Annotated in this window: 15 protein-coding genes; 6 read left to right on the plus strand and 9 right to left on the minus strand. The window is 65.7% G+C overall.

Features of this window, described 5'->3' with window-relative positions; translation table 11 throughout:
* Positions 1-559: 559 nt before the first annotated feature.
* From rpsN to rpmB, 3 genes are read right to left on the minus strand one after another with little or no spacing between them, the layout of a single operon-like run.
* Complete coding sequence (gene rpsN, locus J2X98_RS21055; protein WP_015938870.1) at positions 560-865, minus strand: 30S ribosomal protein S14; 306 nt, start codon at positions 863-865, stop codon at positions 560-562.
* A 2-nt stretch (positions 866-867) separates the two neighbouring features.
* Entirely contained in the window at positions 868-1,035 is a 168-nt protein-coding gene (gene rpmG / locus J2X98_RS21060) for a 50S ribosomal protein L33 (protein ID WP_013602737.1), read from the minus strand.
* Positions 1,035-1,271, minus strand: a complete 237-nt coding sequence (rpmB, locus tag J2X98_RS21065) for a 50S ribosomal protein L28 (protein WP_018763944.1) — start codon at positions 1,269-1,271, stop codon at positions 1,035-1,037. The genes rpmG and rpmB overlap by 1 nt, the downstream gene beginning before the upstream one ends.
* A 315-nt stretch (positions 1,272-1,586) precedes the next feature.
* On the opposite strand from rpmB, the gene J2X98_RS21070 reads away from it, so the two are divergent.
* Genes J2X98_RS21070 through J2X98_RS21080 form a run of 3 tightly spaced genes read left to right on the plus strand, consistent with a single transcriptional unit; the run spans position 1,587 to position 4,385 of the window.
* Positions 1,587-3,053 carry a ferredoxin reductase family protein gene (locus tag J2X98_RS21070; RefSeq protein ID WP_307312156.1) on the plus strand — a complete coding sequence of 489 codons (1,467 nt, stop codon included), beginning with the start codon at positions 1,587-1,589 and terminating at the stop codon, positions 3,051-3,053.
* Positions 3,050-3,583 carry an FMN-binding protein gene (locus J2X98_RS21075; RefSeq protein WP_307312158.1) on the plus strand — a complete coding sequence of 178 codons (534 nt, stop codon included), beginning with the start codon at positions 3,050-3,052 and terminating at the stop codon, positions 3,581-3,583. The genes J2X98_RS21070 and J2X98_RS21075 overlap by 4 nt, the downstream gene beginning before the upstream one ends.
* Positions 3,567-4,385, plus strand: coding sequence for an FAD:protein FMN transferase (locus J2X98_RS21080; protein WP_307312160.1), 819 nt, complete (start codon positions 3,567-3,569; stop codon positions 4,383-4,385). The genes J2X98_RS21075 and J2X98_RS21080 overlap by 17 nt, the downstream gene beginning before the upstream one ends.
* A gap of 20 nt (positions 4,386-4,405) precedes the next feature.
* Here J2X98_RS21080 and J2X98_RS21085 read toward each other — a convergent pair whose 3' ends face one another.
* Positions 4,406-5,167 carry an SGNH/GDSL hydrolase family protein gene (locus J2X98_RS21085; RefSeq protein ID WP_141945138.1) on the minus strand — a complete coding sequence of 254 codons (762 nt, stop codon included), beginning with the start codon at positions 5,165-5,167 and terminating at the stop codon, positions 4,406-4,408.
* Positions 5,168-5,211: 44 nt separating this feature from the next.
* On the minus strand, positions 5,212-5,697 hold the full coding sequence (locus J2X98_RS21090; RefSeq protein WP_141945136.1) for a MarR family winged helix-turn-helix transcriptional regulator: 486 nt from the start codon (positions 5,695-5,697) through the stop codon (positions 5,212-5,214).
* A gap of 59 nt (positions 5,698-5,756) precedes the next feature.
* Between J2X98_RS21090 and J2X98_RS21095 the strand changes: the two genes are divergently transcribed.
* Positions 5,757-6,062, plus strand: a complete 306-nt coding sequence (locus J2X98_RS21095; RefSeq protein WP_307312164.1) for a YciI family protein — start codon at positions 5,757-5,759, stop codon at positions 6,060-6,062.
* Here the strand turns inward: J2X98_RS21095 and J2X98_RS21100 are convergent.
* A complete protein-coding gene (locus J2X98_RS21100; protein ID WP_307312166.1) occupies positions 6,059-6,904 on the minus strand; it encodes an SGNH/GDSL hydrolase family protein in 846 nt (281 codons plus the stop codon). The two genes, J2X98_RS21095 and J2X98_RS21100, sit on opposite strands and share 4 nt — an antisense overlap.
* A 443-nt stretch (positions 6,905-7,347) precedes the next feature.
* Here J2X98_RS21100 and J2X98_RS21105 point away from each other — a divergent pair, with 443 nt between their 5' ends.
* Positions 7,348-7,842 carry an FBP domain-containing protein gene (locus J2X98_RS21105; RefSeq protein WP_307312169.1) on the plus strand — a complete coding sequence of 165 codons (495 nt, stop codon included), beginning with the start codon at positions 7,348-7,350 and terminating at the stop codon, positions 7,840-7,842.
* A gap of 23 nt (positions 7,843-7,865) precedes the next feature.
* Here the strand turns inward: J2X98_RS21105 and J2X98_RS21110 are convergent, their stop codons facing one another.
* The 3 genes from J2X98_RS21110 to J2X98_RS21120 are packed head-to-tail and all read right to left on the minus strand — an operon-like array spanning position 7,866 to position 13,598.
* Complete coding sequence (locus tag J2X98_RS21110) at positions 7,866-11,330, minus strand: ATP-binding protein (RefSeq protein ID WP_307312171.1); 3,465 nt, start codon at positions 11,328-11,330, stop codon at positions 7,866-7,868.
* Positions 11,327-12,148 carry a DUF4194 domain-containing protein gene (locus J2X98_RS21115; RefSeq protein ID WP_307312173.1) on the minus strand — a complete coding sequence of 274 codons (822 nt, stop codon included), beginning with the start codon at positions 12,146-12,148 and terminating at the stop codon, positions 11,327-11,329. Before J2X98_RS21115 ends, J2X98_RS21110 begins: the two co-directional genes overlap by 4 nt.
* On the minus strand, positions 12,141-13,598 hold the full coding sequence (locus J2X98_RS21120; protein ID WP_307312176.1) for a DUF3375 family protein: 1,458 nt from the start codon (positions 13,596-13,598) through the stop codon (positions 12,141-12,143). The genes J2X98_RS21115 and J2X98_RS21120 overlap by 8 nt, the downstream gene beginning before the upstream one ends.
* Positions 13,599-13,884: 286 nt before the next feature.
* Here J2X98_RS21120 and J2X98_RS21125 point away from each other — a divergent pair, with 286 nt between their 5' ends.
* The gene (locus J2X98_RS21125; protein ID WP_141945121.1) at positions 13,885-14,187 is read left to right on the plus strand and encodes a hypothetical protein; all 303 of its coding nucleotides are present in this window, start codon (positions 13,885-13,887) and stop codon (positions 14,185-14,187) included.
* Positions 14,188-14,197 lie beyond the last annotated feature (10 nt).

Consider the following 14,197-nt stretch of genomic DNA (forward strand, 5'->3'; position numbering starts at 1 on the left):
GCACGATTCGGCAAATTCAACCAATTACATACATAATCGGTATCAACAAACTTGGCACACTATTGAGTTCTCAAACAACAGACACACCCGGCACCACCCAAACCAACGTTCAGGATCGCTCCGGAGCAACTTTTCAAACTTACCCGATCCCCCGCCCCGACGCAAATCCATCATTCAGGATTCCCACCGGCAAGAAGACCGCCCCAACCCTTTTCCAGCGCCCTAAAGAGCAACCAGACAATGGCTTTGATTTGGGGGTTTTTGGCCACCCGGTGAACAGTTCTTCACTGTCTCCCCCGCGGCGACTTAGAAAACAATACACGCACCCCGCCCCCACCGCAAACCGGCCCTCCCGGGGCTGGAAATCCCCGGGATTCCGCGGCGAAACCCGGGGCCGGGTACCCAGGCAGCCTACCGGCGTCGTCATTCCGCCCTGTGTGCTGCCGCACACGGGTTTCGACAGGCTCAACCACCGACTACCGGGTGGGTTAAACGCAGAAGGGCCGGCAACCCTAAGGTTGCCGGCCCTTCTCAAGCAGCTGGAATCAGCGGTGCTGAATTACCAGGATGACTTGGTGATGCCCGGGAGTTCGCCCCTGTGTGCCATGTCGCGGAAACGAACACGGGAGATGCCGAACTTCTGGAAGGTGCCACGGGGGCGGCCGTCGATGATGTCGCGGTTACGCAGACGGATCGGGGACGCGTTGCGGGGCAGCTTCTGCAGGCCCAGGCGGGCTGCTTCGCGTGCTTCGTCAGTTGCGTTTTCGTCAACCAGGGTCTTCTTCAGTTCGAGGCGCTTGGCAGCGTAACGCTCAACGATGACCTTGCGCTGCTCGTTGCGAGCAATCTTAGACTTCTTAGCCATGTTTAGCGCTCCTCTCGGAATTCGACGTGCTGGCGGATCTTGGGGTCGTACTTCTTCAGGACCATGCGGTCCGGGTCGTTACGACGGTTCTTGCGGGTTACATAGGTGTAACCCGTGCCCGCGGTCGACTTGAGCTTGATGATGGGACGTACGTCCTTGTCCTTAGCCACTAGAGCTTCACCCCACGAGCCAGAATGTCGGCGACGACTGCGTCGATACCGCGCACGTCGATGGTCTTGATGCCACGTGCAGAAACCTGCAGGGTGACGTTACGGCGCAGGGACGGAACCCAGTAGCGCTTCTTCTGGATGTTCGGATCGAACCGACGCTTGTTGCGGCGGTGCGAGTGCGAAATGCTGTGCCCAAAGCCCGGCTCGGCCCCGGTCACTTGGCAGTGTGCTGCCATGACTTCTCCTCAAGAATTGAAAGTAATGATCCGCATATCTGCTGCTGGACCATGCTGCCAAGTGCGACCCACAGAATGTACGGGCAACGGTTAGTTACGCAACTTGAGCCCCTAACTACCGGCCACCCTGGAGAAAATTACCGGGCAACCGGAGCAATTGCGCACGCTCCGCGCACTTAGCGCCTACCAAGTCTACGAGTTGACGCAATTAAAGACCAATCGGGTGTATAAGAGGCCGCGGTGGGCGCAAAGGCACAGGTTGGGCTGTCCCCTATTCACAGCAGGGACATAGCTTCCCCCCGCATCTTTAGATGCATGAACACACAGCTCCTGCCGGCATCACCGGCCGCAAGCAGCTCCGGCCGCCCGGAGCTTTCCCCCGGGAAAAGACCGCCCCGCGGCTGGTTCGCCGGCCAGTACCGGCAGCGCATGCTGCGGACGGACCTGCTTACCGTCATTGCGTGGGCCTCCGTTGCCGCTGCCATCGCACTGTGGCTTGCCGACGGCGGTGCCACCAACATTACTTCCCCCGCCTCCCTGTTCACGGCTGCGGGGATCGTGGCCGGGCTGGCGGGCATGGACCTGGTCCTGCTCATGCTGCTCCTGGCCGCAAGGATTCCGTTCATCGACCGCACCATCGGCCACGACCGTGCCCTCGAGTTCCACGGCAAGCTGGGCAAGCCCTCCGTCTACCTCCTCCTGGCACACGGCCTCCTGCTCGTCATCGGATACGGCATGGCCGAGGGGCTGGACCCTGTCAGCGAGGCCGTCAACCTGTGGGTTCAGGTCCCCGATATGTGGCTGGCCTTCGTGTCCATGGCGCTGTTTATCGCCGTCGTCGTGACGTCCCTGGTGGCTGTCCGCCGTCGTTTCCCCTACGAGTTCTGGTACGTAGTGCATCTGCTGACCTACGCGGCGGTCGCAACATCAATCCCGCACCAGTTCAGCGTGGGCGGCCTCTTTGCGGCCGGCACCTGGCAGCGCTGGTACTGGCTGGCCATCTGCATCTACACCGGCAGCGCCCTGGTGTACTTCCGCATCCTGGAGCCGGTGCTGGCCACGGCGCGGCACCAGCTCACCGTGTCCCGGGTGGAGGCTGTGGCGCCGGGCGTGGTGAACATCGTGATGCGGGGCCGGAAGCTGGACCAGCTGGCTGGGACGGGCGGCCGTTTCTTCATCTGGCGCTTCCTGGCCCCGGGCATGTGGTGGCACCCCCACCCCTTCAGCCTGTCCGCAGAGCCTGTTTTCAATGGTCCCGACGGCCAGGGGACGCTGCGGGTGACCGTCCGCAACCTTGGCAGCGGCTCCGCCCAGCTTCTCCGGCTGCGGAAAGGCACCAAGGTGGCCCTGGAAGGCCCTTACGGCCTGCTCAGCACGGCCGCCCGGACGAAGAACAAGGTGGTGATGATCGGCGCAGGCATCGGCATCACCCCCCTGCGGGCGCTGCTGGAAACCACCCCGTTTGCCCCCGGCGAGGCCACGGTCCTGCTCCGCGGGCGCACGGAGCAGGAGCTTTACCTGGGCAGCGAAATCCTTGACCTCTGCCAGTCCCGCGGGGTCAGGCTCTTCCACCTCACCGGTCCGCGGGCCCATGGCCACTCGGCCTGGCTCCCCGAAGACTCGGTGCGCAACGGCTACAGCCTTACCTCCTACGTGCCGGACATCAGGGATGCGGACGTCTACGTCTGCGGTCCCGCAGCGTGGGCGGCCAACGTCATAGCGGATGCCGGGAAAGCCGGCGTCCCCGGGGAACAGATCCATCACGAAAGGTTTGACTGGTGAAATTACGCGGAACAGCCGCAGCAGCTTTGGCCTCCGCCGGGATCCTCCTGGCTGGTTGGCAGACAGGCACCCAGGTCAACGGCATCAGTACCGTCGCATCAAGTACGACGGCGACAGGCACCACGGGTGCCACCGGCCCGGGGCCATCCGGCACAGGTTCGTCCGGCACGGGTGCGTCCGGATCCACCGGGTCCGCGGGGGCGTCGGGTTCGTCCAGCTCCTCAGGGTCCTCCGGTTCCTCTAAGTCCTCTGCCTCGGGCACCTATAAGGGCAGCACCGTGCAGACGCGTTTTGGTCCGGTCCAGGTTCAAATCACGGTGGCAAACGGCAAGATCACCGATGTCACGGCACTCCAGCTGACCAATTCGGACGGCAAGTCCATGCAGATCAGCAACCGCGCGGCCCCCCTGCTTCGCAGCAAGGTCCTGGCCGCGCAGTCAGCAAATGTCCAGACCGTCAGCGGCGCCACCATCACCAGCGACGCATACCTGACCTCACTCCAGGCAGCCCTCGATGCAGCGAATCTCTGACCCCCTGCCGGGCACCGGGGGCACCGTCCTCAAGGCCCGCACTTTTGAATGCATGGGAACGGTCATCGGCCTGACGCTTCCGGTGGGCAACCCGGCGGAAGGGCACGCGGGGCTCGACGAGCTCGCTGCCGCAACCGCCGTCGTCGAACTTCTTTTCCGGGACCTGGACGAAACCTTCAGCCTGTACAGGCCCGATTCGGAGGCGAGCAGGCTGGCCCGTGGTGAGCTGAAGCTGTCCCAGGCCTCGGCGGGGATGCGCGAGCGGTACGCCGAGGCGCACGAATGGCGCCTGCGAACCGAGGGCGCGTTCACCCCCGAAAGGCCCGACGGCGTGCTGGACCTGTCCGGGATTATCAAGGGCCACGCCATCCGGGAGGCGGGAACCTCGCTCCTGGCCTTGGGGCGGCGCGATTGGTGCCTCAATGCAGGTGGCGATGTGCTGGTCAGCGGCTCACCAACGCCCGGCAGACGTGAAGCGTGGAAGGCCGGAATCGTGGACCCAGCGGACCGGCGCACCCTGATCACCGGCTATGCGCTGAGCGGCAACAGCCCGCACCGCGCGATCGCCACCTCGGGCTCTGCTGAACGCGGTGAGCACATTTGGCGGGTGGGAAACAGCGCCGAGTTTGTCCAGGTCACGGTGGCCGCCACGGATATCGTCACCGCCGATGTCCTGGCCACGGCGATTGTTGCCGGCGGAACGCGGATGCTGGACCGGGCCGCCGACAACTGGGACGTCGCGGTGCTGGCCATCCGTGCCGACGGCTCGATGCTGGCGACGCCGGCCTTTCAACCGGCCTGATGGCCTTGGCGGCGCTGCCGCTAGAGGCGGGTGAGCTGCGGATACCTTGGCTGCAGGTTGTCCCCGGATGACTTGCCGGTGACACGGCGGACCACCCACGGCGCGGCGTACTCACGGAACCACTGCGCGTTGGCGCGGATGGCTTCGGCGCCGCTCAGTTCCGGCACCGGGGTCATGGGCGGGACATCGATGGAGTGCTCGTATTTGAGGACCTCAAGCACGCGCTTGGCCATGTTGGCGTGGCCGGCTGCGGACATGTGCATCCTGTCGTGCGCCCACATGCCCCAGTCGTAGTACTCGCTGAAGCGCCAGTAATCCACCAGCAGCGCGCCGTGGTCCCCGGCGATTCCGCGGACCAGTTCGTTGTAGATGGCGGTGCGGCCGCGCATGGTGCCGAAGACCTTGGACCCCCGGGCGTCGAAACCCGTAAACATCACCACGGCAGCACCGGTGGCGGCGAGCTTCCCGACGGCGTCGTTGTATTCCACCAGCAGATCGTCAATGTCCACGCGGGGACGCAGGATGTCATTGGCGCCGGCGTAGATGGTCACCAGGGTGGGATTAAGTTCGACGGCGGCGTCCACCTGCTCGGCCAGGATTTGCCGGAGTTTCCTGCCGCGGATGGCCAGGTTGGCGTAGCCGAACTCCGGGTCGGCGGCGCAGAGCTGTTCGGCCACCCGGTCCGCCCAGCCGCGGACGCCATTGGGGCGTGAGGGGTCATCGTCACCCACGCCTTCGGTGAAGGAATCGCCGAGGGCCACGAACCGGGAAGTAAAATCCATGCGGTTAGTTTGCCACCCGTTGCCGGAAGCAACCAATCAGCGGGTCAGCTTTTGGTTTCCCGCAGGATCCAGTGGTCCTTGTCCAGCCGTCCCACTACCTTTTCCCCGATCCGGGCCAGGTCCAGAACTTCCTGCTCGGTCAGGGCGTCAAGGAACAGGTCGCGCACGTCCTCGACATGCGCCGGGGCCAGGCCCACAATGGTGGCCATGCCTTCATCGGTCAGGTGGGCCGTGGTGACCCGCGCGTCCGAGGGGTGCGGGCGGCGTTCCACCCACCCGCGCTTCTGCAGCTTGGTGACCACGTGCGAGAGGCGGGACAGGGAGGCGCTGCTGCGGGCAGCGAGTTCGCTCATGGGCAGGAACCGGTCCTCGGCTTCGGAGAGCATGGCCAGAACGGTGTAATCGAAGAGGGACAGCTTCCCCGCAGCGTGGAGCCTGGTGTCGAGGGCCGCAGGCAGCAGCGTGTTGATGCTCACCAGCGCCAGCCAGGCACGGCGTTCGTCGGCGGTGAGCCAGCGGGGTTCGGTCATGCGCCCCATTCTATGATTGATCTTTCAAGTAGCCCGCCCGGCCCCAGTAGGCTTGCCCCATGTATGTTGTGTCGCTCACCTACCGCGTGCCCCAGGAGATCGTCGACTTCCACAACGACGCACACATTGCCTGGCTGCAGAAGGCGTTCGACGACGGCGTCTTCATCGCTGCCGGCCGCAAGATCCCCCGTACCGGAGGGTTGCTGCTGTCGCAGGCTGAACGGGAAACCCTGGATGCCAGCCTGGCGCAGGACCCTTTCTACACCAACGGCGTGGCCGACTTCGAGGTGCTGGAGTTCCACGCCGGCCGGGTGGCGCCGGGGTTTGAAAACCTGCTGGACACCCCTCCCCAGCCTGCCCCTTAAGGCTCGGTCCCGCCGTCGGACCTTTCCGCCGCCAGCTTCTTCAACCCGCCTTTTCGGGGCACCTTCACCGGCTCCGGCCAGCGGGGAGTGAGGGTGTCCCCCAGGGTGACGCCGCGCAGCTTACGGCCGAACAGCGGCAGGACCCAGTCGTGGACCCAGCGCCGCTGGCGCCGTTCCCATTCCCGCAGGGTCATCCTGGGCGGCACTTCCCAGTCCTTCGGCTTGATTTTGTGCGGCACCCCTAATTGGTCCAGCACCTGCCCGGCAAGGTACTTGTGCCCCGCCTTGGACATGTGGAGCCGGTCAGAGTCCCACATCCGGCGGTCGTGGAAGGCGTCCAAACACCAGTAGTCCACCAGCACGGCACCGTGAGTGTCCGCGATCTCCCGCACCCGTTGGTTGTAATACGTGTTGCGCTTCTTCAGCGGTTCAAGCAGCGCAGACACTTTGACGTCGAACCCGGTGAAAAGCACCATGGTGGCCCCCGTCGCGGCGAGTTCCGCAACGAGCTGTTCGTAGTCCGCCATGAGCGCGGGCATGTCCGTCTTCAGGTCCAGGATGTCGTTGCCGCCAGCGTAGAGGGTGACCAGCGTAGGCCGCATCCGCAGCGCGGGCGCCAGCTGCTCGTCGATGATGTGCCGCAGCCGCTTGCTCCGGATGGCCAGGTTGGCGTACCTCCACCCGGGCTGCGCCTTGGCAAGTTTCTCCGCGACCCGGTCCGCCCACCCGCGCACCCCGTTGGGCAGCCGCTCATCCCGGTCCCCCACACCCTCGGTAAACGAGTCACCGAGGGCAACAAACACCCGCCGCCCGGAGTCAGGAAGCAAGGATTCAGGCACCACTGCCTCAACCTAACGGGCCAAGGAAAAGCAGGGACGACGCCGGGATGAACAGCGAGTGAGCGCGCGTTTCGGTTTTGGCGGCCAAAGGTGAGCTGGCGTTGCGAAAATACGGGCAGGATCTGATGGGGCGTTGGAGGTTGGAGCGCAGGATCTGATGGGGCGTTGCAGGGGAACGGCGACGAAGGGATGTGGATACCCCCACGGGGCCCCTTGGACAGTTGACTTCCAATTTGGCAGGATGGCCTTGCCGGTCCGGCGGCAGAACCACCGGAACGCTGAACAAGGAACAGGACAACGGAAACGATGCGCATGCAAAAGGCCGTCCGGGCCGCCGCTGCCATGGAGAGCGGGGTGGCCGCTTTGGCCTGCTCCGCGGAGACTGACTGACTCCCCCGTTACCCCTTGCCCGGCTCCGGGCTGCCCACCTTCACGAAAGTTCAGCCATGCAATCAGTCACGCCTCAGCAAATCCGTTCGTCCTTCGTCAACGCCAGCCGCTCAGAAGCCGCGAAGCTGACACTGCCCAAAAACTTCGACTCCCTGGACTGGGACAGCCTGGAGTTCCTGGGGTGGCGCGATGAGAAGATGCCGCTGCGGGGTTATCTGGTGGTTCCCGGACCCACGGGCCTCACCGGCATCATGCTGAGGGCGCCCGAAGGCGGCGCCCGGAAGAAGCGCTCGGTGCTGTGCGAGCTCTGCCGCGATGTGTTCTCAAAGGAGGACGTCCTCCTTTGGGTCGCCAGGCGGTCTGGCCAGTCCGGGCGCAACGGCAACACCGTCGGCACCTTGATCTGCGCGGACTTCGTATGCTGCGGCAACGTCCGCAGGGAACCGCCGGTCAATGAGATCAACCCGGACCCCGCAGCCGTGGTGCAACGCCAGATCCAGGGGCTGCAGGAACGCACCGCGCAGTTCCTGGGCCGCGTGCAGGCCAAATAGCGGCGCAGTCCAGGTAGGGCCGGTTACCGCAGGACGATATCCACCGGGTTCGCCTCGGACCGCCAGGCGCCTTCCTCCCCTGGACGGGGCCGGATAACGGGGGCGGTGAGCACGCCGGAGCGGTTGGTCCGCCGGTCACGGAGGATTTCCGTGACCGAACCCAGGTGCCGGGACAGGTCAATCACGTTTTCGGGGGCCGCCAGCAGCAGCTGGAACCCGAATTCGTGCAGCGCCTTGATCCCGGCACCTGCGAACTCCTCCGACGCGAGCACGAAGGCCTCGTCCATCATTACGGTGCCGTAGGTGGTGAAGCCCTGTTCAGCAATGCCCAGCTGGTAGCTCAGGGCCGCGGCCATGATGAACGCCGTGAACCGCTGCCGCTCACCGCCGGACATGGAACCGGTATCCGCATGCATGAACACCTCGGTCTTCCTGCCCCCACGGGGACCGGTCACCTCCCGGTGCTCCTTGCACTGGATGAACAGGTGCCCGCGCACGTCCAGTACCTCGGCCCGCCAGCGCCGGTCCTCCGGCGCCTGGGAGCCGAGCCTCTTCACCAGGGTTTCCAAGGATTTGTAGCGCGCGGTGAGCTCACCGTCGTCGTCCGGGTCCGGACCTGAACCGTCGGGTCGCCCGGTTTCGGCCTTCACCGGCCGCGTGTGGCGGGCCTTCAACGCGTTCTGGATGGCGTCCTTGAACTGCTTGGCCGTGGGCGGCAGTGTCTGCTTGATGTCCAGTTCCAGGTAGCTGCCCTCGTGGAAGTTCACCTGCGACAGGATGCCGTTCAGCGGCAGGATACGGCTGGTGATGGAGCGGCGTTCCTCGTCCAGCAGGTGCAGCAGGGTGCTGAAGGACTCGTGCGTGCGCTGGTTGAAGAACTGCCGGAACTCAGCTTCCTGCGCGGGCAGGCCGTCGTTCACGATCGCGTGGTAGCGGGCCTCGAATTCGCTGGCCGCGCCGATGCTGGTGCCGTGGTCCGCCGAGATGGCGCTCCCCCACTCCCGCACGAAGCCTTCAAAGATCCGGGTAAGCCGCTCGGCCGTGGCCTGCCCCCGCGACTCGGCGGCGTGCAGCTCGCCCAGGAGGGCGGTGCGCACACGGTTGGCAAGGTTGTCCAGCTCGTGCATTTCGGTCACGTCGCCAAATTCCACGAAGTGCGGCTCCAGGGCTGCGACTGTGGCGTCCGACGGCGGTGCCTCGGCAAGGCGGTGGCGCGCGGCTTCCAGCAGCGCGTCCGCACCGGTCAGCTGGCGGTCGAGCGCCTTGTATTCGCTTTGCAGGACCGCGGCGGACTCGGTGCTGGACTGGTGTTTTTGCCGGACCTCCTCGATGGTGGCGCGGAGCGGTTCCAGGTCCGCCTGCGCTGCCAGGGCGTCCTTAAGCCGCTGTTCGATCCGCGTCAGCTCATCGGCGGCAACGGCGGCAGACACCTGTTCCCAGGGGCGGTCGTCTTCCGCGATCCGCCGCAGGGCATCGAGCTGTCGGCTCAGGCCCTGGTGGGAGTCTTCGCGGCTCTGCGCCAGCTCGGCGGCCTTGGCCACTTCCTGCCGGAGGTCCTCCACCTGGCCGGCCACGAGTTCCAGCTTGGCGGCGTTGTCGAAGCCCAGGACGTAATCCTGGCGGCTGGTAAAACGGTCGTCTTTTTCCACCGTGTGCCGGTTGCGCTTGACCACGCCGCCCAGGCTCAGGCCCTTGTCCAATGCGGCCAGCTCGTCCGGATCCTCCACACAGGGGTAGGCGAAGTCCAGGGCGATCCGCTCCCTGACCCACTCCCCCGCCTCGGCAGCGGCACCGCTGGCGAGGATGTCCAGCTTGGTGAGCAGGTCGCCGTCGCGCACATCTTCAACCGCGAGCGCGCCGCCGGCCAGCGGCTTGGACACGTCCACTGCCCGCAGCGCACCGCGGACGTTGTGGTCATTGAGGTAGCGGGTGACGGCGGCGAAGTGCTCGCCCGGCACCAGCAAGGTGGTGGCCAGGCTGCGGAGTGCGCGTTCGGCAGCGGGGCGCCACCGTTCCTCCCCGTCCGCGAGGTCCATGAGTTCGCCGGCGAACGGCATCCGGTCCTCGGGGATGCCGGTGGCGGCGGCAATGGCGGCACGGTTTTCAATGCTCGACGGCGGCAGCAGGGATTTGCGCGTCTTCAGTGACACGAGTTCCTGTTCAGCCGCCGCCAGCTCGCGTTTCCGGCTGGCGTGGGCGTCAAAGGCCTCAAACCGCAGCTCCTGGAGAGCCTGCGAATCATCCTTGATTTCGGCGGACCTGGCCGCCGCCTGCTCGTGCGCCTGCTCCCAGCCTTCAGCCGACCACTCAAGCTGCAGTCCGGCGTCGGCCAGTGCCTGCTGGGCTGCCTCCTCAACCTGTTGGCGGAGCTTCAGGCCGACGCGGGCGTTCTCCAGCGACTGCTCGATGGCCGAGATGGCGTTGCCACCCTGGTTGTTGTAGTCCGTTTCCAGCTGCCGCAGTTCCTTTGCCAGGCCATCGCGGACCGCCCGTTCGGCACCGAGCTCCTTGGCTTTTGCCTGCGCCAGCTCCTTGAACCGCGCCAGCGTCTTCTGATGGACCGTGACGGCGAGCTGCTGCTTGTATGCCTCGAACTCCCCGCCCACCAGCTCCCGTAGCCGGTTCGCGTCCAGCAGCGACTGCGCGTACTCCCGGTTCAGGCCCGGCACCGGTGCCAACTGGTCGCGCTGTTGCCGGACATCCTCCAGCCGCTGCCGGATGGACATCAGGTTGCTGAATTCCTCCACCACGTCGTCCGCGGCGGAAAGCGTCGCCGGGGCGTCGAGGACCTGATCGCGGAAGAAGGTATTGACGCTGCCGCCGAGGCCCTTGCCCGCCTGGATGACCCGCAGGAGGGGGAGCGCCTGGTCCGAGCTGATCCCCAGCAGTCGCCGGAAGCGCTCGGCGAAGGCCTTGTGCACGTCGAACACCTGCGCGTGCGGAAAGAGCGCCTCCAGCGCACCTCTGGTGAAGCGCTTGTCAGCGATGCCTTCAACGGCTTCGAGGTCCAGTGGGACGTTGTCGATCAGGTAGAACCGGCCCACGCTGGACTCGGTCCCGTTCTTGGGCAAGTCGAACAGCGCGGACACCGTCACCCGCGTGCCGGCGGCGTTGTCGAACGTCAGGGCGACAGCGGACCAGGTGGCCCCCGGGCGCTGGAAAGCACTCGCCGAGCCCTCGCCCACGGCCTTGTCACCCACCTTGCCGCGCATGTAGGTGAACGTTGTGCGCTTGTCTTCAACCGCACCGCCGGAACGCTGCGCCGCCGCCTCGTTGGACCGGGGCCGGGCATCGAAAACGCGCAGCATCGCATCGAACAGCGTCGACTTGCCCACGCCCGAGTTGCCCGTCAGCAGTGTGCCGTTCCGGTCCACGTGCATGGTGTGGGCGCCGTGGAATGTCCCCCAGTTGACCACCTGCACCAGGGCCAGGCGCATCTGCCCCGGGTTGGTCACATCGCCTAACGGCAACATGCTCGCGACCGTCATTTGGCTGCCTCCGCTTCGTCCGGGTCCTCGTCGTCGCTATCCGCAGGTCCAGCCGCCGGGCCGGCGTCGAGGTCCAGCATTGCCTCGGTGCCCGTTGCGTCTGCCGCGGCCGCCACCAAAGCCTCGATATGGGCAGGAATGTCGCCGATGTTTTCGAACGGCAGGGCCAGGGGAAGCGCGTTGGAGATGGTGTACACCTCGTCCAGTCCGGTGGGGAGCAGGAGCTGGCGGGCCAGGAGCTTGGTGATGGCGCGGGTGACCACGTCAGCGTCGCGCAGTGCATCCTGCTGGCCGGCCGGCTGGTAGTGCGCCACGAGGTCGGTGATTTCCTCGCGGGTGATGGTGGGGTCGGTCTGTGCCGTGACATGCCGGTCCAGCAGCAGGCGCAGCCGGAGCAGCACAATGGTCTCCACCCGGCTCAGGGCGCGCTGCTGGCGCAGGATGCTGGACCTGGTGCTGCCGCCGATCACGTCCGGGTCAACGGGACGCAGGACCGCGATCTTCCGCTCATGGTCAAGCTGCAGGGTCAGGAACAGCTCCGAGAGCCGGCTGCGCAGGATCAGCTGGTTGTCCAGCAGCACCGTCCACAACTTCTCGTCCCGGCCGCCGTCGATGTAGGGCCCTTTGAGGAGTTTCACCAGCGCCTGCCGCACCTTCATGGGCAGCACCCCGGTATCGCCGGGGAACAGGGCGGCGCCGTCCACAAAGGTGTCGCGGGGAGTAACTGCTCCGGTGATTGAGCTTGTCGAAATCCGGGTTTCGACGGGCTCACCCACCGGTTCTGGTCCAACCACCGGCGTCGTGATTTCCTCAGTCATCTGAATCCTTTGCGAGCGTGACCACGGGCAGGTAGGCCCTGCGGGTGGAACCGTCTATCTGTTCGAAGTCCAGGCCGTCCAGGGCCCCGCGGTTGAAGTCCGCGCCCCGGTGCAGGGCCTCGGAGAGCAGCGCGCGGATGCTGTTGATGTGCTGCTCTTCGGGCGGCAGCTGCTGCCAGGCGTCGGCCAGCGTTGCAGCTCCTGCCATGGCCGCCCGGACCACCGCCGGTTTGGCCTTGCCCGTCCTCGGCGAACGCACGCGGTCGGAGTCGGTGAAGGCGATGGGGTCCGCCAGGCGGGGCGGCGCCGCGAACTCGTCCGGATCGAAGAGTTTCACCATGGACAGTGACTCGAACCCGGCGTTGTAAAGAACAGGGCCGGGCACCAGGCCGGGGCGTTCCCGCTCGTAGGGGAGGGACCGGATGGCCTGCTCCGCCTCGCGCAGAACCTGCCGCAGCCGGACGGACTGTCGGAAGTCGTCGCTCTGGACATACGTGTTGAGGCTTTCGCTGAGCTTGCCGTAGATCCGCTGGATCTGGCTGTGCTGCTGCCGGAGCTCAGCCACCAGGTTCTTCAGCGTTTCCCGGTCCTCGGGCGAAAGATCATCGGCAAACTGGCGGCTCAGCACCTCACCGATGGCCGAGCGGAACCTCAACTGCTGCTGTGGGTCCTCCAGGAACGCCGTGAATGACCGGAACGTGCGGCCCTCCGGGCTTTGACGCAGCCGCTTGTCGGCCTCAAGGACCTGGGCCATGGTGGCACCCTTGGTCAGCGACTCTTCGATGATCTGGTTGCGCAGCCCGCCCACCAGTTCCTCGATCCGGTCACGCATCTTCTTGTAGTCCGCAGGCAGGCTGGCGGCGAGGTCCAGGATGTTTCCGGCGGCCTCCACGGCCTCGTCGTCGTCAAGCAGGCCGTCGAACTCCCCGGTGCTGATGTCCTGGATGAGCTGCTGCCGCTCTTCGATCTCCTCTTCCAGGGCCTCGAGGCGTGCACTCTGGTCCGGGTTGGTCTCGTTGGCGAGCTTTTCCACGTCGCCCAGCAGGGTGCCCAGGCGGGAGCCGTTCAGGGTGGACCGCTCGCTGGAAAGGCTGTCCAGGAAGGCAAGCACGCGTGCGGCGGGCTCGGTGGCTTCGTAGACAATCTGCCCTGACTGGTTCCGACGGGTCAGGAACTGCCGCCGGGTCCATTCGTCACCGAATGCCTTGCCGTTGGCCCCTCCTCCCAGCCCGGGATCCTGGCGCCGAAGTTCCTCGAGGAAGGAGTCGACGTCGGCGTGGAACTCCTCGAGCGGCACCTGCGGACGGGTGCGGGTAAAGGACGCCTGGAGCACCGCGATCACCCAGGGCGCCGAGCGCGTCAGGGCCCACGCGGGTCCCTTGGTGAGGAGTTCGAGGTCCCGGAGCCGGGCGCTGATGGCGTCAGCGGATGACCTGGCGGAGCGGGGCACGCACTCTCCTTGGGCTGGTGGCTGTTGGACTGTTCCGGGACTGGGCAGGGCGGTCCGAAAGGGAGCGGACCGGAAAACTGCCAACTACAAGGTTAACTCAGCCCGCCGCGACCACTTCGTGACCTACCTGTGGGTAGTGTTTCAATCCCGTATCAACAGTCACTTCTGCCCCATTCGCTCTGGCTCGCTTCGCGGCTGTCCCCCTACGCTTCTGCTACTGGTCTTCGCGAAGCAATCCGTTCGCGCCGCAGTTATTCACCACAGCAACGCCGCAGCAGGGGGATTCATGCAGTTCGATCCAAGCTCAGTGGAAACAGCCACGATGGTGTTCATCGGAACGCTGGTGTTCGGCGCCATCCTGGCCGCATTCGTCATCACGGCCGGGCTCATTGCCCTGGCATTGCTGGGGGCGGGCAAGCTCACCTGGATGGTGGTGGCCAATACGCTCCTCGCCGTGGTTCACGGCATCAACGCCGGATGGGACAAGCTGGTCCACCGCGCCGCCGCGGTGGATCTGTCGGGAGATTTCCAGGGCCAAACGTCCCCTAGTACCGGAACCTACCCGCGGGTAATCTTGAGTGACAGCTGAAGGGTTCTCC

It is taken from the genome of Pseudarthrobacter enclensis (assembly GCF_030811655.1).
In the GTDB taxonomy this organism is placed as follows: domain Bacteria; phylum Actinomycetota; class Actinomycetes; order Actinomycetales; family Micrococcaceae; genus Arthrobacter; species Arthrobacter enclensis_A.

What these genes read in the sequence shown, in the direction of transcription:
- J2X98_RS21110 (WP_307312171.1), bottom strand. Translation starts at nt 11,330, where the DNA reads ATGACGGTCGCGAGCATGTTGCCGTTAGGCGATGTGACCAACCCGGGG.
- rpsN (WP_015938870.1), bottom strand. Translation starts at nt 865, where the DNA reads ATGGCTAAGAAGTCTAAGATTGCTCGCAACGAGCAGCGCAAGGTCATC.
- J2X98_RS21080 (WP_307312160.1), top strand. Translation starts at nt 3,567, where the DNA reads ATGCAGCGAATCTCTGACCCCCTGCCGGGCACCGGGGGCACCGTCCTC.
- J2X98_RS21105 (WP_307312169.1), top strand. Translation starts at nt 7,348, where the DNA reads ATGCAATCAGTCACGCCTCAGCAAATCCGTTCGTCCTTCGTCAACGCC.
- J2X98_RS21095 (WP_307312164.1), top strand. Translation starts at nt 5,757, where the DNA reads ATGTATGTTGTGTCGCTCACCTACCGCGTGCCCCAGGAGATCGTCGAC.
- rpmB (WP_018763944.1), bottom strand. Translation starts at nt 1,271, where the DNA reads ATGGCAGCACACTGCCAAGTGACCGGGGCCGAGCCGGGCTTTGGGCAC.
- J2X98_RS21070 (WP_307312156.1), top strand. Translation starts at nt 1,587, where the DNA reads ATGAACACACAGCTCCTGCCGGCATCACCGGCCGCAAGCAGCTCCGGC.
- J2X98_RS21115 (WP_307312173.1), bottom strand. Translation starts at nt 12,148, where the DNA reads ATGACTGAGGAAATCACGACGCCGGTGGTTGGACCAGAACCGGTGGGT.
- J2X98_RS21090 (WP_141945136.1), bottom strand. Translation starts at nt 5,697, where the DNA reads ATGACCGAACCCCGCTGGCTCACCGCCGACGAACGCCGTGCCTGGCTG.
- J2X98_RS21085 (WP_141945138.1), bottom strand. Translation starts at nt 5,167, where the DNA reads ATGGATTTTACTTCCCGGTTCGTGGCCCTCGGCGATTCCTTCACCGAA.
- J2X98_RS21125 (WP_141945121.1), top strand. Translation starts at nt 13,885, where the DNA reads ATGCAGTTCGATCCAAGCTCAGTGGAAACAGCCACGATGGTGTTCATC.